The 19,395-nt window shown below is 47.3% G+C and carries 17 protein-coding genes, 7 tRNA genes and 2 pseudogenes; 20 read left to right on the top strand and 6 right to left on the bottom strand.

All coding sequences use genetic code 11. The features are described from left to right. Position 1 precedes the first annotated feature (1 nt). The 3 genes from D908_RS03430 to hemW all read left to right on the top strand — a co-directional run bounded on the left by D908_RS03430 (position 2) and on the right by hemW (position 2,275). Positions 2–433, top strand: a complete 432-nt coding sequence (locus tag D908_RS03430; RefSeq protein ID WP_005526752.1) for a DUF4426 domain-containing protein — start codon at positions 2–4, stop codon at positions 431–433. Between the two features lie 69 nt (positions 434–502). Continuing rightward, complete coding sequence (locus D908_RS03435) at positions 503–1,105, top strand: XTP/dITP diphosphatase (RefSeq protein WP_005526750.1); 603 nt, start codon at positions 503–505, stop codon at positions 1,103–1,105. Between the two features lie 42 nt (positions 1,106–1,147). Next, on the top strand, positions 1,148–2,275 hold the full coding sequence (gene hemW / locus D908_RS03440; RefSeq protein WP_005526748.1) for a radical SAM family heme chaperone HemW: 1,128 nt from the start codon (positions 1,148–1,150) through the stop codon (positions 2,273–2,275). Between the two features lies 1 nt (position 2,276). Here the strand turns inward: hemW and D908_RS03445 are convergent, their stop codons facing one another. The 3 genes and pseudogenes from D908_RS03445 to trmB form a co-directional block, all read right to left on the bottom strand. Continuing rightward, positions 2,277–2,903, bottom strand: a complete 627-nt coding sequence (locus tag D908_RS03445; RefSeq protein WP_005526746.1) for a DNA-3-methyladenine glycosylase family protein — start codon at positions 2,901–2,903, stop codon at positions 2,277–2,279. A gap of 49 nt (positions 2,904–2,952) precedes the next feature. Then, entirely contained in the window at positions 2,953–3,873 is a 921-nt protein-coding gene (gene glsB, locus D908_RS03450; protein ID WP_005526744.1) for a glutaminase B, read from the bottom strand. Positions 3,874–3,983: 110 nt separating this feature from the next. Then, positions 3,984–4,702, bottom strand: a pseudogene (gene trmB / locus D908_RS03455) (tRNA (guanosine(46)-N7)-methyltransferase TrmB). Between the two features lie 240 nt (positions 4,703–4,942). Between trmB and mutY the strand changes: the two are divergent. From mutY to D908_RS03510, 11 genes are all read left to right on the top strand, one after another. Further along, entirely contained in the window at positions 4,943–6,004 is a 1,062-nt protein-coding gene (mutY, locus tag D908_RS03460) for an A/G-specific adenine glycosylase (protein ID WP_005526740.1), read from the top strand. 13 nt (positions 6,005–6,017) lie between these two features. After that, positions 6,018–6,290, top strand: coding sequence for an oxidative damage protection protein (locus D908_RS03465; protein ID WP_000124737.1), 273 nt, complete (start codon positions 6,018–6,020; stop codon positions 6,288–6,290). Positions 6,291–6,393: 103 nt separating this feature from the next. Continuing rightward, positions 6,394–7,521, top strand: coding sequence for a membrane-bound lytic murein transglycosylase MltC (mltC, locus tag D908_RS03470; RefSeq protein WP_005526738.1), 1,128 nt, complete (start codon positions 6,394–6,396; stop codon positions 7,519–7,521). Positions 7,522–7,630: 109 nt separating this feature from the next. Continuing rightward, positions 7,631–7,706: transfer RNA gene (locus D908_RS03475), tRNA-Phe, on the top strand. A gap of 48 nt (positions 7,707–7,754) precedes the next feature. Further along, positions 7,755–7,830: transfer RNA gene (locus D908_RS03480), tRNA-Thr, on the top strand. Positions 7,831–7,840: 10 nt separating this feature from the next. Further along, positions 7,841–7,916: transfer RNA gene (locus D908_RS03485), tRNA-Phe, on the top strand. Between the two features lie 15 nt (positions 7,917–7,931). Continuing rightward, a tRNA-Asn gene (locus D908_RS03490) sits at positions 7,932–8,007 on the top strand. Between the two features lie 258 nt (positions 8,008–8,265). After that, positions 8,266–9,891, top strand: coding sequence for a methyl-accepting chemotaxis protein (locus D908_RS03495; protein ID WP_005526737.1), 1,626 nt, complete (start codon positions 8,266–8,268; stop codon positions 9,889–9,891). 303 nt (positions 9,892–10,194) lie between these two features. Then, positions 10,195–10,270: transfer RNA gene (locus tag D908_RS03500), tRNA-Phe, on the top strand. Between the two features lie 42 nt (positions 10,271–10,312). Next, positions 10,313–10,388, top strand: a tRNA-Thr gene (locus D908_RS03505). A gap of 20 nt (positions 10,389–10,408) precedes the next feature. After that, positions 10,409–10,484, top strand: a tRNA-Asn gene (locus D908_RS03510). A gap of 140 nt (positions 10,485–10,624) precedes the next feature. On the opposite strand, the gene djlA is transcribed toward D908_RS03510, so the two are convergent. Further along, the gene (gene djlA / locus D908_RS03515) at positions 10,625–11,479 is read right to left on the bottom strand and encodes a co-chaperone DjlA (RefSeq protein ID WP_000546926.1); all 855 of its coding nucleotides are present in this window, start codon (positions 11,477–11,479) and stop codon (positions 10,625–10,627) included. A gap of 143 nt (positions 11,480–11,622) precedes the next feature. Between djlA and lptD the strand changes: the two genes are divergently transcribed. The 6 genes from lptD (at position 11,623) to apaH (ending at position 18,405) form a co-directional block, all read left to right on the top strand. Continuing rightward, on the top strand, positions 11,623–13,965 hold the full coding sequence (lptD, locus tag D908_RS03520; protein WP_005526734.1) for an LPS assembly protein LptD: 2,343 nt from the start codon (positions 11,623–11,625) through the stop codon (positions 13,963–13,965). Between the two features lie 52 nt (positions 13,966–14,017). After that, complete coding sequence (gene surA, locus D908_RS03525; RefSeq protein WP_005526732.1) at positions 14,018–15,313, top strand: peptidylprolyl isomerase SurA; 1,296 nt, start codon at positions 14,018–14,020, stop codon at positions 15,311–15,313. Then, complete coding sequence (pdxA, locus tag D908_RS03530; protein ID WP_005526731.1) at positions 15,303–16,295, top strand: 4-hydroxythreonine-4-phosphate dehydrogenase PdxA; 993 nt, start codon at positions 15,303–15,305, stop codon at positions 16,293–16,295. Before surA ends, pdxA begins: the two co-directional genes overlap by 11 nt. A 13-nt stretch (positions 16,296–16,308) precedes the next feature. Further along, positions 16,309–17,127 (top strand): 16S rRNA (adenine(1518)-N(6)/adenine(1519)-N(6))-dimethyltransferase RsmA, encoded by an 819-nt coding sequence (rsmA, locus tag D908_RS03535; RefSeq protein WP_001243264.1) that lies wholly within the window; start codon positions 16,309–16,311, stop codon positions 17,125–17,127. Between the two features lie 74 nt (positions 17,128–17,201). Continuing rightward, positions 17,202–17,582: a Co2+/Mg2+ efflux protein ApaG gene (gene apaG, locus D908_RS03540; RefSeq protein ID WP_000383333.1), complete on the top strand. Its 381-nt coding sequence runs from the start codon at positions 17,202–17,204 to the stop codon at positions 17,580–17,582. Positions 17,583–17,592: 10 nt separating this feature from the next. Then, positions 17,593–18,405 (top strand): bis(5'-nucleosyl)-tetraphosphatase (symmetrical) ApaH, encoded by an 813-nt coding sequence (gene apaH / locus D908_RS03545; RefSeq protein ID WP_005526729.1) that lies wholly within the window; start codon positions 17,593–17,595, stop codon positions 18,403–18,405. Between the two features lie 51 nt (positions 18,406–18,456). On the opposite strand, the gene folA is transcribed toward apaH, so the two are convergent. Together folA and D908_RS03555 are read right to left on the bottom strand one after the other, a co-directional pair. Next, positions 18,457–18,939, bottom strand: a complete 483-nt coding sequence (gene folA, locus D908_RS03550) for a type 3 dihydrofolate reductase (RefSeq protein ID WP_005526727.1) — start codon at positions 18,937–18,939, stop codon at positions 18,457–18,459. Between the two features lie 12 nt (positions 18,940–18,951). Further along, positions 18,952–19,395 (bottom strand): annotated as a pseudogene (locus tag D908_RS03555) (threonine/serine exporter family protein); the annotation flags it as partial.

Genomic DNA, 19,395 nt, shown 5'->3' with positions numbered 1-19,395 from the left:
TATGCGTAAATGGATTATGTCGCTATTACTCTCTTTAGTGGTTTTGCCTGCCGCCGCTGAGCAGCAGAAAACCATCAAAGATATTGAAGTGCACTATTCAGCGTTCAACTCAACGTTTCTAACCCCGAAGGTCGCTAGTAGTTATCAGCTGACGCGCAACGGTTATACCGCGATCCTCAATATCAGTGTGTTAGATCGCGCTTCATTGGGTAAACCCGCGACCGAAGCCAAGCTCAAAGGGCATGCCAAAAACCTGATTGGTAACTTGCGTGAACTGACCTTTAAGCAAGTCAAAGAAGGGAACGCGATTTACTACTTGGCAGAAGTGCCGATCAGCAACGAAGAGATGCTGACCTTTGATATTGATATCGATGCTGGCCTAAAAGGGGCAGGAAAACTGACCTTCAGCCAGAAGTTTTATACAGAACAGTAATTTTATAGAAAACAGGGGAAATTCACTGCACAGCAGTCGGTTTCCCCCATATTTACAACAGAGAACAGCATGAAAAAGATCGTTTTAGCCACGGGCAATCAAGGCAAAGTGCGTGAAATGGCAGACCTATTGGCCGATTTTGGGTTTGATGTAGTCGCGCAAAGCGAATTCAACGTCCCTGATGTGGCAGAAACAGGCACCACTTTTATTGAAAATGCGATCATCAAGGCACGTCATGCCGCGCAAATTACCGGCTTACCCGCGATTGCCGATGATTCCGGTTTGGAAGTGGATTACCTAAACGGAGCACCAGGTATCTATTCTGCTCGCTATGCGGGCGAGCATGCGAGCGACAGTGACAACCTGAACAAACTGCTGGCTGCGATGCAAGATGTACCAAACGAACAGCGCAGCGCGCGTTTTCATTGTGTACTGGTGTTGATGCGCCACGCGGATGACCCAACGCCTATTGTTTGCCACGGCAAGTGGGAAGGCAAAATCCTCACCGCACCACACGGCAGCAATGGCTTTGGTTACGATCCTATTTTCTGGGTTCCGGAAGAAAACTGCGCTTCTGCTGAGCTAGAACCGGTACGCAAAAAACAGCTTTCACATCGCGGTAAAGCCCTACAAAAACTGTTCAAAGCGATTGAAGAGCAGCGCACATGCTAACGCCCCCCGCCGCTTAGCTTATACATTCATATTCCGTGGTGCGTGCAGAAATGCCCGTACTGCGATTTCAACTCGCACGCGCAGAAAGGCGATATTCCTGAGCAAGAGTATTTGGATGCGCTGCTGGAAGATCTGGATCGCGACATCGAACGTTACCAGCTCAAGGGCGATCCTCGCCTGCTGCATTCGATATTTATTGGCGGCGGCACACCGAGCCTTATCTCTGCTGAAGGCATCGCGCGTTTGCTGCAAGGCGTTGCCGAGCGTATTGCGTTTAAGCCAGACATTGAGATCACCATGGAAGCCAACCCCGGCACGATTGAAGCGCAGCGTTTTGCTGGCTATCGCACCGCGGGAGTCACGCGTATTTCGATTGGTGTGCAGAGTTTTGAGCCAGAAAAATTAGCGCGTTTAGGGCGCATTCACGGCCAACAAGAAGCAGTTCGCGCCGCACAGTTGGCGCATCAAATTGGCCTCAACAGCTTTAATTTGGATTTGATGCACGGCTTACCGGATCAAACTCCAGAGCAAGCACTGGCCGATTTGGATCAGGCGATTGCGCTGAATCCGCCGCATCTGTCTTGGTATCAACTGACGATTGAACCCAACACGCTGTTTTACTCGAAACCGCCCAAACTGCCTGATGAAGATGCGCTATGGGATATTTTCGAGCTAGGACATAAAAAGCTCAGTGATGCAGGATATGTGCAGTATGAGATCTCCGGCTATAGCAAACCGGGCTATCAGTGTCAGCACAACCTCAACTATTGGCGCTTTGGTGATTACCTCGGGATTGGCTGCGGCGCGCACGGAAAACTGAGTTTTGCTGATGGACGCATTGTCCGCACCACCAAAACCAAGCATCCGCGCGGCTACTTGGCTGCGCTAAACAATCTGGCCAAAGCCTACTTGGATAGCGAGCAGTTGGTTGCCGATCAAGACAAGCCGTTTGAGTTCTTTATGAACCGCTTCCGCTTGATTGAACCGTGCCCGAAAGCCGATTTTACCGCCACCACGGGACTGGCGATTGAAGTGATCCGTCCAACCTTAGATTGGGCGCTCAGTGAAGGCTATCTCAGTGAAGATGATCAGCATTGGCAAATTACTGAGAAGGGCAAACTGTTCCTCAATGATCTGCTCGAAGCCTTTATGGCCGATGATGAAGAGTGATTTATTGAGAGAGAAGATCGGCGTCTAACATCTGCCAAATGTGCAGAGCAAGATAAGTACGATATGGCGTTGCTGCCGTGAGGATCTCCTCAGGTGTAACGCCTTCTTTTTGCGCCAACCCATTTAAACCTCGCGTCAAAGCGGCATCGCCTTCCGACCATACATCAGGTAATGCGAAGAAAAATATCAGTGCCATCTCTGCTGTCCACTGACCAACACCCCACAATTGAACTAACTGTTGAGTAATAAAATCTGCTTCGTGGCGTTGAAAGATCGCTTCCGAAAGAGTGCCATCGAGCAGTGCACGATTAATCCCAATCAGGGTTTTGACTTTGGCATTGGATAAACCACAGGCATGCAGCGCAGCATACTGCTCTTCAACTAACAGTGTTGATAAGGAGCCGTGTTGTTGGCAGAGCTCATCCACTCGTCCCCAAATGGTTTTCGCGGCTGTCACCGATAACTGTTGCCCAGCCACTGCTCGGCAGAGATAAGGCAAAAAACGATCTGGCGTTTGAGGGGCAAGGCTACGCGGGCCGTTGTGAGCTAGAACCTGACACAGATGAGGGAAGTCGGCAAACTGCGCCAACAAATGTTGATGGATCTGTTGCTCGTTACTTTCTGCCATTGGCTTCCCTGCCCCGTGTGCTTAAAAAATCGAAATTAAATCATCGGCGTTAAAAAATCGAACGGCCAATACGCTGCGCTAAAAGCTCTAACGCGCGAGTACCCGCGAGCGAGTTACCCGATTGATCCAACGCGGGGGACCACACTGCAATCGTCATCTCTCCCGGCACCACAGCAATAATGCCACCACCAACACCTGATTTTCCCGGCATACCGACTCGATAGGCAAACTCTCCTGCCCCATCATACAAGCCGCAAGTCGCCAGCAAAGCGTTAGTTTGTTTGCTTTGGGTTGGCGTGATTACCGTTTCCCCCGTCACCACAGAGACACCTTTATTGGCCAGATAGCTGAAGGTTTTGGCCAGCTCAACACAGTTCATTTTCAATGCGCAGGCGTGAAAATAGTTGTGCAGTACAGGAATAACCTCATTGTGGAAATTGCCAAAGGAACGCATCAAATACGCAATCGCAGCGTTGCGATCACTGTGCATCATCTCCGAAGCAGCCACGACTTTGTCATAAGCAATTTGCGGCTCGCCGCTGAGCTGGCGTACAAACTCCAACAAACGCTGACGAGGTGCAGAGAGGCGACTGTGCAGCATATCGCACACGGCAATCGCGCCAGCATTGATAAACGGATTACGCGGAATCCCTTGCTCCATTTCAAGCTGAATTAACGAGTTGAATGCTTGGCCGGAAGGCTCTTTACCCACGCGACTCCATAGTTCATCCGGTTGATACAAGCCCATAGCCAAAGTCAGACTCAGCACTTTGGAGATCGACTGAATCGAAAATCCTTCTTCCGCATCGCCTGCCGTGATGACTTCCCCTTGGTTGGTAAACACAGCAATACCCAATTTATCACTCGGTACTTTCGCTAGTGCGGGGATGTAATCGGCAACTTGACCTTGCCCGGTGAGTGGGCGAACTTCGTCAAGAATGCTGGCTAAAATGTCTGCTGTTGGCTTCATGGTTGACTCTTTATTATTAGTTTGTCTCAAGCTACTTCAGCTTTTCAATAGCTTGAGGATTAGGGTCAAAAAAGCCAACATCAAATGTTGGCTTAAGCAAAATTCTCTCTTTACGCAGTGCGCTGGTACTTGATGTCCCACACTCCGTGGCCTAAACGGTGACCACGCTGCTCAAACTTGGTCAGTGGGCGCTCATCAGGCGCGGAACGTAATCGCCATCGGTTGCCAAGTTAGCAAAACCGGGTGCTTGATTCATCACTTCAACCATGTGTTCTGCATAGTTTTCCCAGTCAGTTGCCATATGGAATACACCGCTGCCGATGATCAGCTTCTGGCGTACCATTTCAGCAAATTCAAGCTGCACGATACGGCGCTTGTGGTGGCGTTTCTTGTGCCATGGGTCTGGGAAGAATAATTGCAAAGTGTGCAGGCTGTTGTCTGGGATCATGTGCGCAAACACTTCCACCGCGTCATGGCACATCACACGCAAGTTAGTCACACCCGCTTCACGCGCCGAAGCCAAACAAGCACCGACACCTGGGCTATGCACTTCAATACCGAGGAAGTTTTTCTCAGGTGCGTTTTTCGCCATTTCGACCAAGGACGCGCCCATGCCAAAACCAATCTCTAGCACAACCGGATTGTCGTTACCAAACACCTGTTGCCAATCCAACAGCTCTGGCTGGTAATCAATCCCCATGGTTGGCCAGCACTCTTTCATTGCGGCTTCCTGGCCTTTGGTCAAACGACCTTCACGACGAACAAAGCTACGAATACGACGCAGCACTTTGCCATCTTCGGTAAATTCCTGGGTGATTACTTCGCTCATTTCTATTGCCTGCACATTGCTAAAATCAGAGCGGGAATTATCCAAAGAATCGTCAACGGTGCAAGTGTTATTACTGACCGTTCACCATCCTGCCCTCAAACTCTTTGCCGTTGCCGCCAACAACGCAGCAGCTTCAAATAGGAAGGAAGAGAATATCCCCAATGTTTGTCGGTTTTACTTCACCACCAATCTGTGGTGCAATTTTGCTCCACTAGTTTAGACAATAATAATGAGCAAGTCGTGACTCCTTTTGCACAGGCCATCCTTACTTGGTATGACGCCTACGGCCGCAAAAACCTGCCGTGGCAACAAAATAAAAATGCGTATCGCGTTTGGTTATCGGAAATCATGTTACAGCAGACCCAAGTCGCGACCGTGATCCCCTATTTTGAACGTTTTTTAGAGCGCTTCCCGACCGTACAAGCCCTCGCGGCAGCACCGCAAGATGAAGTGCTGCATTTCTGGACTGGTCTTGGCTACTACGCGCGAGCGCGCAATCTGCATAAAGCGGCGCAAACCGTAGTGAATGAATATGGCGGCGAGTTTCCGACTGATTTAGAGCGGATGAATGCGCTACCCGGTGTCGGCCGTTCAACCGCGGCGGCCGTGCTCTCTTCCGTATATAAAAAACCACACGCCATTTTGGATGGTAATGTAAAACGCACTTTGGCGCGGTGCTTTGCCGTTGAAGGCTGGCCGGGACAAAAAAGTGTCGAGAACCAGCTTTGGCATTATGCAGAAATGCACACGCCAAGTTTGGATGTTGATAAATACAACCAAGCTATGATGGATATGGGCGCAATGATCTGCACTCGCAGTAAGCCCAAATGCAGCCTGTGCCCGGTTGAATCTTTCTGCCTTGCCAAACAGCAAGGCAATCCTCAGGATTATCCGGGTAAAAAACCAAAAACAGACAAGCCAGTGAAAGCCACTTGGTTTGTCATGCTCTATCACGACGATGCCGTCTGGCTTGAACAGCGTCCACAAACCGGGATTTGGGGCGGTTTGTACTGTTTTCCCCAATCAGAGATCGCCAATATTCAAACCACCATAGATCAGCGCACTATAGGCGATAGCGCAATAAAATCGCAGAAAACCCTGATCGCATTTCGCCACACCTTTAGCCACTACCATCTGGATATCACGCCGATCTTGCTGCAATTAAGCCGCAAACCGGACATCGTCATGGAAGGGAGCAAAGGTCTTTGGTATAACTTAAGCCAACCCGATGAGATTGGTCTTGCGGCACCAGTGAAACAACTGTTGCACAGCTTACCTTTCGACATTGATAGCAACATTTAAAGAGGAAGAGTGAATGGCTCGCACCGTATTTTGTACCCGATTGCAGAAAGAAGCCGATGGCTTGGATTTCCAACTCTATCCCGGCGAACTGGGCAAACGCATTTTCGATAACATCTGCAAAGAAGCTTGGGCACAATGGCAAAGCAAACAGACCATGCTGATCAATGAGAAAAAACTCAACATGATGGACCCTGAACACCGCAAATTGCTTGAACAAGAGATGGTTAATTTCCTTTTTGAAGGGAAAGAAGTCCATATCGAAGGTTATACACCGCCTGCAAAGTAGGAAATTTCGGATTTCATCTGCTCGCAAAAAATGACATCATGCCGCTCGGTTATGATGTCATTTTCGTATCAGGAGCAGCGAAAGTTTCGCTTTAAGGAGGCGCATGAGAAAGTTAGTGTTATGTATCACCGCTCTACTATTGAGCGGCTGTAGTCGTGAATTTGTCGAGAAAATTTACGATGTCGACTACGAACCCACTAACCGTTTCGCCAAAAATCTAGCCGGATTACCCGGACAGTTTGAGAAAGACACCGCTGCTTTAGATGCATTGATCAACAGTTTTTCTGGCAATATCGAAAAACGTTGGGGACGCCGTGAACTGAAAATCGCTGGCAAAAATAACTACGTCAAATACATAGATAACTACCTAAGCCGTTCTGAAGTCAACTTCAGCGAAGGCCGGATCATAGTCGAAACAGTTTCTCCAACCGATCCCAAAGCTCATTTGCGTAATGCCATCATTACGACTTTGCTAACCCCAGATGATCCCGCTCATGTCGATCTTTTCTCCTCGAAAGATATCGAACTCAAAGGCCAACCCTTTTTGTATCAACAGGTACTTGATCAGGATGGACAGCCAATCCAATGGTCATGGCGCGCTAACCGCTACGCAGACTATCTCATCGCTAACCATTTGAAAGTTAAGCAGGTCGATTTCAAGAAAGCCTATTATGTCGAAATCCCGATGGTCAAAGATCAAATCGACATCCGCGGCTACAAATACGCCAATATCGTGCGTAAAGCCTCTCGCAAATACGACATCCCGGAAGATCTGATCTACGCGATCATCAAAACCGAAAGCAGTTTCAACCCCTATGCGGTGAGTTGGGCCAACGCGTATGGTTTGATGCAAGTAGTACCCAAAACCGCAGGGCGTGATGTGTTTAAGCTGGTCAAAAACCGCTCTGGCGAACCGAGTCCTGAGTATCTGTTTAATCCAGAAAACAACATTGATACGGGTACCGCCTATTTTTACATCTTGAAAAATCGCTATTTGAAAGAAGTTCGTCACCCTACTTCACTCGAATACAGCATGATTTCAGCCTACAACGGCGGAACAGGTGGCGTATTGAATACCTTTAGTCGTGATCGCCAACGCGCCATGCGTGATCTCAATGCCCTGCAACCCAACCAAGTCTATTGGGCATTAACCAAAAAGCATCCGAATGCGGAAGCGCGTCGTTATCTGGAAAAAGTGACCAAATTTAAGAAAGAATTTAACGCTGGATAACAAAAAAACCGCACTTTGCTGAAAATAACGGCAATCAAACTGATTTTTCGAATTTTTTTAAAAAACAGGTTGACGGGGAAAGGGAAAATCCGTTTAATAGCGCTCCGTTGCCCGGATAGCTCAGTCGGTAGAGCAGAGGATTGAAAATCCTCGTGTCGGTGGTTCGATTCCGCCTCCGGGCACCACGAATTTTAGATTGTTGGTGTAAGACACAAACAGCAAAGGTTACGTGTGCCGGCTTAGCTCAGTAGGTAGAGCAACTGACTTGTAATCAGTAGGTCGCCAGTTCGACTCCGGCAGCCGGCACCACTTAAAATTTGCCTCGATAGCTCAGTCGGTAGAGCAGAGGATTGAAAATCCTCGTGTCGGTGGTTCGATTCCGCCTCGAGGCACCACTATTTAAAGATTGTTCCTCCTTAGCTCAGTCGGTAGAGCGACGGACTGTTAATCCGCAGGTCGCTGGTTCGAGCCCAGCAGGAGGAGCCACTTTTGAAAACCCAGTCTTTGACTGGGTTTTTCTTTATCTGCATTTTCTATTTTATTCCCCCTAAGACTTCTAACTACCCAACTCAGTTTTCTCCTCGGTATCAGTGTTCCTTTTTTATTTCGAGGCAAAAATTTAATCCAACTCATACTTTCACACTTACTTCGTATCAATAAATAAGCTGACTTATTACTATCTCGTCGACATTAAAATGTCACAAAAATTTAATCTGTTTACACCTTCCCCATAGGGGTCAAACTATGAAATTGAAAACACAAGCTTATTTATTGTCTGCCATCATTCTCGCTGCCCTACTCGCGCTTACCGCAACCGGGCTGTGGACTCTGCGTGTGGCAAGCAACCTAGACAACAAAGCACGCGTAACGGAACTGTTTAACAGTGCCTATAGCATCTTGACTGAGGTTGAGAAGCTGGCTCAAGAAGGCAAAATGTCTGAGCCAGAAGCAAAAGCGCTCGCCACTCGCTTAATGCGCAACAATCTCTACAAAGATAATGAATACGTTTATGTGGCGGATGAAAATATGACTTTCGTCGCCACTCCCCTCGATCCACAGTTGCATGATACGAGCTTCCATGATTTTAAAGATGGTAAAGGTAATAGTGTCGGTCGTTTAATTCAGGATGTTCTACGTAATCAATCCGGCAAGATGGTTGAATACACGTGGACTCAGAAACAAGCCGATGGCTCGATTGAAGAAAAACTCTCGATTGCTCGCAAAACGCCTCATTGGGGCTGGGTTGTCGGCACTGGGATCGGCTTTAACGAAGTGAATGCGCGTTTTTGGTCTACCGCTCAATGGCAATTAAGCTTATGCGTGGTGATTGCTGTGGCTATTTTGTCACTCCTCTTGCTAGCGATTCGTAAAATGCTACTGATTATTGGCGGTGAACCGAATGACGTGCGCAGCGCAGTACAGGCCGTCGCGCAAGGCCGCATTCGCAGTGAGTTTACGGTTAAAGCCCCTAAAGAGAGTATATATGGGGCTGTACAGCAGATGAGTAGTTCGCTCGCGGATTTAGTGACAAAGCTTGAACACTCTATGGTTGCGCTTCGGGCAGAGTTGGCAGGAGCTGGAACTCGCGCCAAAAGCATTGCCGAATTGACAGATAACCAGCAGCAATCCACCGCTATGATTGCGACCGCAATGACGGAAATGGCGTCTTCCGCAACTCAAGTGGCAGATTCCGCTCGCGATACGGCATCCAATACCGATCAAGCCGATCAGCAAAGTAAGCATACTCAGAAACTGATCCACAATACTGTCATCAACATTCAAGGCTTAGCGACACAACTACAAACGGCCAGCACTGCGGTAGCCGATCTTGATCAGGATGTGAATAACATCGCCAAAGTGCTGGATGTGATTGGCGATATTGCTGAACAAACTAATTTACTGGCACTGAATGCCGCGATAGAAGCCGCTCGTGCAGGAGAACAAGGCCGTGGTTTTGCGGTGGTAGCCGATGAGGTCCGTAACTTAGCGGGTCGAACTCAAACTAGCACTAAAGAGATCCAGCAGATGATCCACAATCTGCAAGAAGGCTCGCGTAATGCGATTCAAACCATCCAAGTATGCGGACAAACCAGCCGCAGCAGTGTTCAAGAATCAGAAAACGCAGCCTCTTCATTAGCATTGATTGTTGGCGCACTGGAAAGCGTATCCTCAATGAGCCATCAAATTGCGACTGCCGCAGCGGAACAAACCCAAGTGAGCGATGATATTTCTCGTCGCATCAATATGATTGAAGAAAGTGGTACAGAGTTGAGCAGAGTGGTGACAGAAAGTCACAACAGCACACAAACCCTCACTAAGCTCGCTCGCGAGTTAGAACAGTGGGCTGCACACTTTTCTGTCACTCGTTAACTAACTCGTAAACTGCCATTCAACTTAAGTTACAGACATCAAGGTAACTTAACAGGCGGGATATAAGTTGCTATTCGCTAAAAATGTTTATCAAGCACGTATTTTTACGTGCTTTTTTTATTTTCTCTATTTTCTAAAACTCATCACTCCATCCCGTAAGCGGGTTTTGTTGCCGATTTAACGATGTTTTGGCAAACGAAATGGATAAAAACAGGCCATTAAGTATAGAAAAACAACAAACGACATTTTTTTTAGATTTTCATGTTGACGACTACCGCGAAAAACCTTTTAATACACCTCGTTGCCCGGATAGCTCAGTCGGTAGAGCAGAGGATTGAAAATCCTCGTGTCGGTGGTTCGATTCCGCCTCCGGGCACCATAATTTTGATTGTTGGTGCTCTGCACGAACAATAATAAATGTGCCGACTTAGCTCAGTAGGTAGAGCAACTGACTTGTAATCAGTAGGTCACCAGTTCGATTCCGGTAGTCGGCACCATTAAATTAAAAAAGAATAATTCCTCCTTAGCTCAGTCGGTAGAGCGACGGACTGTTAATCCGCAGGTCGCTGGTTCAAGTCCAGCAGGAGGAGCCACTTTTAGAAACCCAGTCTTTGACTGGGTTTTATTTTATCTGCTCATCCTGCATTAGCATTTACCCCACTCTCACCAAACCAGCTCTAATTGGCAAAAATAAAGGCAAACTTAGCAGTCTGCCTTAGTAGCATTTTTTACATTACTTAATGCCTTTCTCTTTTCTAATCAGCTCATACGCATGTTGAATCTGCTGTGCTTTTTCTTTCGCTACATTCATCATTTCTGGCGGCAAACCTTTAGCCATCAACTTATCCGGGTGATGCTCATTCATCAGCTTACGATAAGCACGTTTAATCTCTTGTGAACTGGCACTTTCGCTAACCCCAAGCACTTCATACGCATCAGCAAGCTGGTTACGAGATGAAGGTTGCTGCCATTGCTGTCCACCATTGGATTGCTGCTGCGAACCACCGAATCCGCCGCCTTGTTGAAATCGAAACGCTGCTTCTTGCATGCGTAAACGCCGCTCAAGCTGTTCAGAAGAGAAACCTAAACCGCGCGCAATTCGGTGCAAGACATTACGCTCACTTGGATGCACATCGCCATCAGCAAAGGCAGAAGAGATTTGTAACTCAAGGAAAAACTGCAACAGGTCGAAGCGCCCTGCTGTCGCAATCTTTACCCGCTCTAACACTTGTTCAAGCGGAAAATCCGCTTCTTTACCCTCTCTGAAGGCCTCTTGTGCCGCGCGTTTTTGTTCTCCATTCAGGTTCATTCGATCCATCATGATCGTCGCGAGCTGAATCTCTTCTTTCGTGACTTGACCTTTGGCTTTTGCGACATGTCCCATCACCGAAAAAGCGGCTTTAAAGAACTCTTCTTGTCGTTCTGCTTGACTAGGTCCTGCACCAAAGGTGCGGCTTTGGAACCCGGCTTGATTTAAACGACGAGCTTTATCAAATTGATGACCAAGGAAGAGTCCAAAAATTGCGCCGAAAGGTCCTCCAAACAGGAAGCCAAAAAAAGCGCCTAGAATTTTGCCAAAAATATGCATTATGTGCTCTCAATCTATGAATTTTTCTGGAGTGAAGCGGTCAGATAGTGGCGGAAGTGTCAATTTCCTTTATGATAAGGACCGTCTATATTTCAGGCTCCTAAGTTCGGAATCCATCAAGTTCAACAGGATAGTACAACCCAATGTCATGCTTTTCCCGCACGTTTTTAGCCGCCTCGATTAGCGCTGCACTATTTGCACCTCAGATACAAGCAGAAGCGAGTGTGGATGACAATCGCCCCAATTTGCCTAGCGGCGAGCAGTGTCTAGTCAACCAACCTGAGCCTACCAACCCTGGCCAACAGCCTATCAATGTCGAAGCGGATAAGCTAGAGGCAATCAATGGGCAGAAAGCCACCTACTCAGGTAATGTCGTTGTGGTGCAGGGTAAAAAGCGCATCGCTGCCGATAATGTCACTTTACATCAGCAAGAAAATGTCGTTGTCGCTGAAGGCAATGTCCAATTTAGTGATGGAGAAATCAAAACTCTATCCACAAAAGCGACCAACCATCTCAACAGCGATGAAATGACGCTGGAAAATACACGCTACCAATTCTTGTGTGAACCTGGACGCGGTGAAGCAGTTTACGTTTCAAAAACTGGCAAAGCCGTGTACGAAATCGAAGATGGCTCTATCACGTCATGCCCCGAAGGAGATAATGCGTGGCGCATGCGTGCTTCAAGCATTGATGTGGACCAAAATGAAGAAATTGCTACCTTCTACAACCCACGCCTTGAAGTACAAAACGTACCTATTTTCTATCTCCCCTACTTAACCGTCCCGATTGGTGACACTCGTAAAACCGGTTTTCTCTACCCAACCGCATCTTACGGCTCACGAGATGGTTATGAATTTGAAGTGCCTATCTACTGGAACTTAGCACCCAATTACGACTTAGAAACCACGTTTAACTATATGCAAAAACGTGGTACACAACTTAATAGTGTATTCCGCTATCTAAGCGATTTTGGTGCAGGTCAAATTAAATCTGAGTTTTTGGCAGACGACAAACTGCACACAGAACAAGGGAATCGCTGGGCGTTTCAATATGAGCACGACGGCATTTACCAAGAAGCATGGAAGTTTGAAATCGACTACTCCAAAGTCAGCGATATTAACTACTTCTCGGATTTAGACTCAGGCATAGGTAACCGTGAAGATGGCCAATTGATCCAAGAAGGACGCGCCACTTACCGTAGTCAAAACTGGGATTCATCACTGCTAGTGCGTGATTTCCAATTGCTGACTAACGATACCACCAGCACTAACTTGCCGTATCGTTTGATGCCTCAACTGAGCTATAACTATTACTCTCCTGAGTTGATGAAGTATCTGGATCTTGACCTTATCAGCCATATTTCACGCTTTGAGACTGATGCCAAAGGCAAACCTTCTGCAACTCGCGTACATATTGAGCCAGGGCTAAAAATCCCATTCAGCAATACTTGGGGTAGCTGGACAACCGAAGCGCGCGTACTCGGTACTTACTATCAGCAAGAATTGGACAACACTACCGACGCTAAATTGGAAGAGAGCGTGACTCGGGTTGTCCCAGAGTTTCGCAGTGTTGCTGGAATCGTATTAGAACGAGATACGGTTTTACTGGATAACTACACCCAAACTCTGGAGCCAAAAATCCAGTACCTATTCGTTCCCGAAAAAGATCAAAGCAATATCGGCCTTTATGACTCTACCTTGCTGCAAACTGACTATTACGGCTTATTCCGTAGCCGCAAATACAGTGGCGTTGATCGTATCGAATCCGCTAACCAAATCAGCTATGGTGCATCAACACGCTTCTTCGATAACAGCTATAAAGAGCGACTCAATATCGCGTTTGGGCAAATTTTCTACCTAGATGGCAACTTGAATCCATCGGTAAAAAACCCAGATAACAAGTCCAGCTACTCAGCTTGGGCGGTCGAAATGGATTTCAACTTTGCCGACTATTTGTTCTATCACGGTGGGATTCAATATGACATCGATAGCCAAGGCGTTCAGTTAGGTAACAGTACATTGGAATACCGCTCTACGAGTGGTTATATCCAAGCTAACTACCGCTATGTTGCGAAAGATTATATTCGTAATACGGTGGGCAATAGCATTACCAATATTGATGACATTACCAAAGATGGCATTTCTCAAGCAGGGCTTTTGGCGGGTTATCAACTTAGCCGTAAATGGTCTGCGAGTGGTCAGTATTACTATGACCTGACCACAGACGAAGCTTTGGAATGGCTTGCGAACCTCACTTATACCTCAGATTGTTGGTATGTCGGTTTCACCTATAGTAATCAGCTTAAGAGTTGGAATGGCAACTTCGTGACCGATCCTTACGCCACCCCAATCTATGAGAATAATTTTAGCTTTAACATCGGAATTATTGGTTTTGGAACGAGTATCGGGGCCGGATCCAGTATGACCGGCGTTGATAGCGCTGGAAATTCTCTCAGCTACGGACGTCCATTCTTCCTAAATAACTAATTCGCTTAGCCTGAGGTGACTCAGGCTATCAACATTTCAGATAGGACTGCACATGAAATTGTGGAAACCCACTCTAATTAGCGTTATCAGTGCGCTGACTCTATTTAACGCCCACGCCGAACCTCAGCAACTCGATAGCGTGGCTGTGATTGTCAATAGTGGCGTGATATTACAAAGTGACGTGGATGGCGCACTTAAAACCGTGAAGGCGAATGCCAAACAAAACAATCAACCTTTACCACAAGAAACCGTTCTTCGTGAGCAAGTGTTAGAAAAGCTCATCATCGACACATTACAACAACAGGAAGCAGAGCGTATCGGGGTAAAAATTGACGATAACCGTCTCAATGATGCCATCAAAGAGATCGCCAAAAGCAATCAACAGACACAAGAGCAGTTGATTTCTTCAGTTGCTCAAGAAGGGCTAACCTACCCTGAATTTCGTGAACAAGTGCGTAAAGAGATGGCCGCCAGTGATGCTCGCAATGCTCTTGTACGTCGTCGTATCAACATACTACCCGCAGAAGTCGATACCTTAGCTGAATTGCTCGCACAAGAAACCGATGCAACAGTGCAGTACAAAATCAGCCATATTCAGCTCCGAGTTGAAGAAGGGCAAGATAAAAGCGAAGCGGAATCCTTAGCCAACAAATTGGTGGGTGAATTAAAACATGGCGCTGATTTCGCGCAAATGGCCTATACCTACTCCAAAGGACCAAAAGCGCTACAAGGTGGCGATTGGGGATGGATGCGTAAAGAAGAGATGCCGACCATCTTTGCTGATCAGATAAAAATGCAGAACAAAGGCAGTATTATTGGCCCATTCCGCAGTGGTGTTGGTTTTCACATCCTAAAAATCGACGATGTAAAAGGCTTAGAAACGGTTGCTGTGACTGAAGTGAATGCTCGTCATATTCTGATCAAGCCAACCATCATCCTCAGTGATGAAGGGGCTCAAAAACAGCTGAATGAATTTGTACAGCGGATCAAAAATGGCGAAGCGACATTTGGTGAGTTGGCTCAACAATACAGCCAAGACCCTGGTTCTGCGGCACAAAAAGGCGAGCTTGGCTATCAAACTCCCGATCTGTATGTACCTGAGTTTAAACATCAAATTGAAATTCTCCCCGTAGGCCAAATCAGTGAGCCATTTCAAACTGTACATGGCTGGCATATCGTTGAAGTCTTAGATCGTCGAGAAGTGGACCGCACTGACTCCGCATTGAAAAACAAGGCGTATCGCATTCTGTTCAACCGTAAATTCAATGAAGAAGCGAGTGCTTGGTTGCAAGAACTGCGTGCCAGTGCCTTTGTGGAAGTTCTGAAGGACGAAAAGGATGAGCAGTAAACGAATTATTGTTACTGCGGGAGAACCTGCGGGGATAGGCCCAGATCTCGTCCTCGCCCTCTCAGCGCAGAATTGGCCACACCAGCTTGTGGTGTGTGCCGATAAAACCTTGCTCACAGAGCGTGCAGTACAGCTTGGCATTAAAGTTAAGCTACTGGATTATCAATACAATAACCCTATACAGCCACAACAAGCAGGTACTTTATTAGTCGAACATGTCCCACTAACAGAACCTGTTGTGTCAGGCCAACTCAATCCAGCTAATGGACACTATGTGTTAAAAACGTTGGAAAGGGCGGCAAAAGGCTGTATGGATGGCGAATTTGATGCTATTGTCACCGGCCCTGTGCACAAGGGGGTGATCAACCGTGCTGGAGTAGCCTTCAGCGGGCATACCGAGTTTTTTGCCGAGCAGTCAAATACCTCTTTGGTGGTTATGATGCTTGCGACAGAAGGTCTACGAACGGCTTTAGTCACCACCCATCTGCCACTCGCAGAAGTGCCACAAGCAGTAACCAGTGAACGTCTAGAACAGATCATTCACATTCTCCACAAGGATTTAGTCGAGAAATTTGCCATTGCTGAGCCTAAAATTTACGTATGTGGCTTAAACCCACATGCAGGTGAAGACGGCGTGTTAGGAATGGAGGAGATAGAAACCATCACTCCTACCTTACAGCGTTTGCGTGAGCAATATGGCATGCAATTGGTTGGCCCATTACCAGCCGATACCATTTTTAGTGAAAAATACTTGCAGCAAGCCGATGCAGTACTCGGTATGTACCACGATCAGGTACTTCCAGTGCTCAAATACAAAGGGTTTGGCCGCTCAGTCAATATTACTCTGGGACTGCCCTTTATCCGCACTTCGGTGGATCACGGCACCGCGCTGGATCTTGCCGGAAGTGGTCAAGCAGATGCAGGAAGCTTCTGGACCGCATTGGCTTACGCAATAGAATTAGTTGATAAAAAAGCGAAATAACTTCGAGAACACTATGAGAAATGATGTCCACTTAGGGCACAAAGCACGTAAACGCTTTGGTCAAAACTTCCTCAATGATCCTTACATCATTGATGGTATTGTGTCGGCGATTAATCCAAGACCGGGGCAAAACTTGGTTGAAATCGGCCCAGGATTAGGCGCAATCACAGAACCGGTAGGACGTGAAGTGGATAAGTTCACTGTCATCGAGCTTGACCGTGATCTCGCAGAACGCTTGCGTAATCATCCAGAATTAGCAAGCAAGCTGACGATCCACGAAGGCGACGCCATGCGTTTTGACTTCAAACAGCTGGTTAAACCAAACAACAAACTTCGCGTGTTTGGTAACTTGCCTTACAACATTTCAACGCCACTGATGTTTCACCTTTTTGAATTCCACCGTGACATTCAAGACATGCACTTCATGCTGCAAAAAGAGGTGGTCAACCGTTTAGCGGCAGGGCCTGGCAGCAAAGCTTATGGCCGCCTAACCGTGATGGCGCAATACTACTGTAAAGTGGTTCCAGTATTGGAAGTGCCGCCAACGGCGTTTGTGCCGCCACCGAAAGTGGACTCTGCAGTGGTACGTCTGGTGCCATATGAAGATCTCCCACACCCAGCGACCAGCTTAGAGTGGTTAGATCGCGTGGTACGTGAAGGCTTTAACCAACGCCGTAAAACCGTGCGTAACTGCTACAAAGGTTTGGTTGAGCCAGAAACGCTGGAGGCATTGGGTATCAACCCAGGCATGCGCCCAGAAAACCTGACCTTAGCTCAGTTTGTTGCACTAGCGAACTGGCTTGATGCCCAGCATCAAAAAGCTCATGCATAATCCAATAGGACGACATTAAGTCGTCCTTTGTTTATCGCCACTAGGTTATACCCAACTAGGCCGAGGAGTCGCTCATGGATGTTTCGCTTCCCTGCATCAAAATTCAGGTTCAAACTCGCTACATTGAGGAACAATCCGATCCTGAATATCATCGATTTGTGTTTGCCTACCTGATCACTATTAAGAATCTCAGCACTCAAACTGTGCAACTATTAGGTCGTCGCTGGCTAATCACCGACGCCGATGGTAAGCAGACGGTAGTGGAAGGCGATGGTGTGGTTGGAGAACAGCCACACATTCAAGCCAACGATGAATACACCTACAGTAGTGGTACAGCGCTCGATACGCCGGTAGGAGTGATGCAAGGTCAGTACCTGATGGTCGATGAACAAGGTGAGTCTTTCTCGGTAGAAATTGAACCGTTTCGCCTAGCGGTTCCTCATGTACTGAATTAACGGAGTTTGCGTGGCTAATTACATCGTCGGGGATATTCAAGGCTGTTTTGATGAATTACAACTGCTGCTTGATCAAGTCGAGTTTGACCCACTCCAAGATACTCTCTGGTTTGCCGGTGATTTAGTCGCAAGAGGCCCTAAATCTCTGGAAACATTACGCTTCGCCCGTCAGCTAGGCGATGCCGCACGGGTGGTGCTTGGCAACCATGATTTGCATTTACTGGCCGTCTCGCTTGGCACTCATCCGGCCAAACGCCGCGATCAAACTCAACCCATTTTAGATGCAAAAGACGCACCTCAATTGCTTGATTGGCTACGTCAGCAACCTTTACTAGCTGAACATGAAGAGTTTGTGCTCTGCCATGCAGGTATTTCGCCACAATGGGATCTCTCAACGGCGCGACAAGCAGCGCAAGAAGTAGAACAAGTGCTACGTAGCGCACAATGGGATAGCCTGATTGTACAGATGTATAGTGATGAACCCGATATGTGGCATGCTGAACTGCAAGGCATAGATCGCTTGCGTTACATCATTAACGCTTTCACACGCATGCGCTTTTGTTTCCCTGATGGCCGTTTGGACATGCAATGTAAACTACCTCCTAGCGAAGTTAGCGAAGTTAGCGACGGTAGCTTATTACCTTGGTTTCAATTGCCGCAACGGATTCCATTAGAAAAGACGGTGATTTTTGGCCATTGGGCTGCACTGGAAGGCTATTACAGCAATGAGGTAATTGGACTGGATACTGGCTGTGTTTGGGGCGGTACACTCACCATGCTGCGCTGGGAAGATAAACGCTACTTCGTTCAAGCCGCACTTTAAGCTGAAAAAGAAAACACCCGTTAATACGGGTGTTGACGATTTTATCTCTGGTTATTTGCGTTCAAAAATCACAAAATCCATCGCATAGGTATTTTTTTCATCTGCTGGGTAATGCTCACGATAGCACTCCTGCCAATCACTTCCCCACGCAGGAAACTGAGTATCACCATCAAGTTCCGCATTAATCTCGGTAATGTACAGCTTATTGGCCATCGGCAAGCAAGCGGCATACAAACTCCCACCACCGATGATCATAATCTCATCGACTTCTCCGGCTTTCGCTAGCGCGGCATCGATTGACGCAACCACATCAACGCCATCAATCTGCAAACTCTCATCACGAGAGATCACAATATTGTGTCGCCCCGGCAAAGGTCGCCCAATCGATTGGTAGGTTTTGCGCCCCATAATCACAGATTTGCCTAATGTGCAGCGTTTAAACCATGCGAAGTCGGCAGGAAGATGCCAAGGCATCTGGTTATCTTTACCAATAATGCGGTTGTCTGCCATCGCGGCAATCATACTGATCATCATCTTTCTATTACCTTAAATAATCGGCTTACGGCGGTAGAATAACAGCCCAGGTACCGCTAAACCAACCGCTAAACCCGCAATGATAAACATAGCCTTGAGGAAATTCTCCATTAGCGCTTCTAGCAGTTCTGGTGAAAAACCGAGGTGGTTAATCTCAACTAAAGCAATCATAGCTTTAAAGGCGAAGACTCCGGGAACCATGGGGATCAGTGCTGCCACAGTAAACACTTTGGGATGTGCCAGAAAACGACGTGACCAATACACCCCAACCATGCCCACTAGCGTCGCAGCAAAAAAAGTTGCCCATTCGATAGGTACACCAAAATGCATCATCAAATAACGCGAACCATGTCCAAGCGCACCACCTAAAGCACAATACTTCAATGCAGGTACGGGCACATTAAATACCAAGCAAACCCAACTGCCGGAATTGCGGCAAAAAACATGTCATTGAGT

It is taken from the genome of Vibrio mimicus CAIM 602, from assembly GCF_000338875.1.
In the GTDB taxonomy this organism is placed as follows: Bacteria; Pseudomonadota; Gammaproteobacteria; order Enterobacterales; family Vibrionaceae; genus Vibrio; species Vibrio mimicus.
This window is presented reverse-complemented; position numbering and strand designations above follow the sequence as displayed.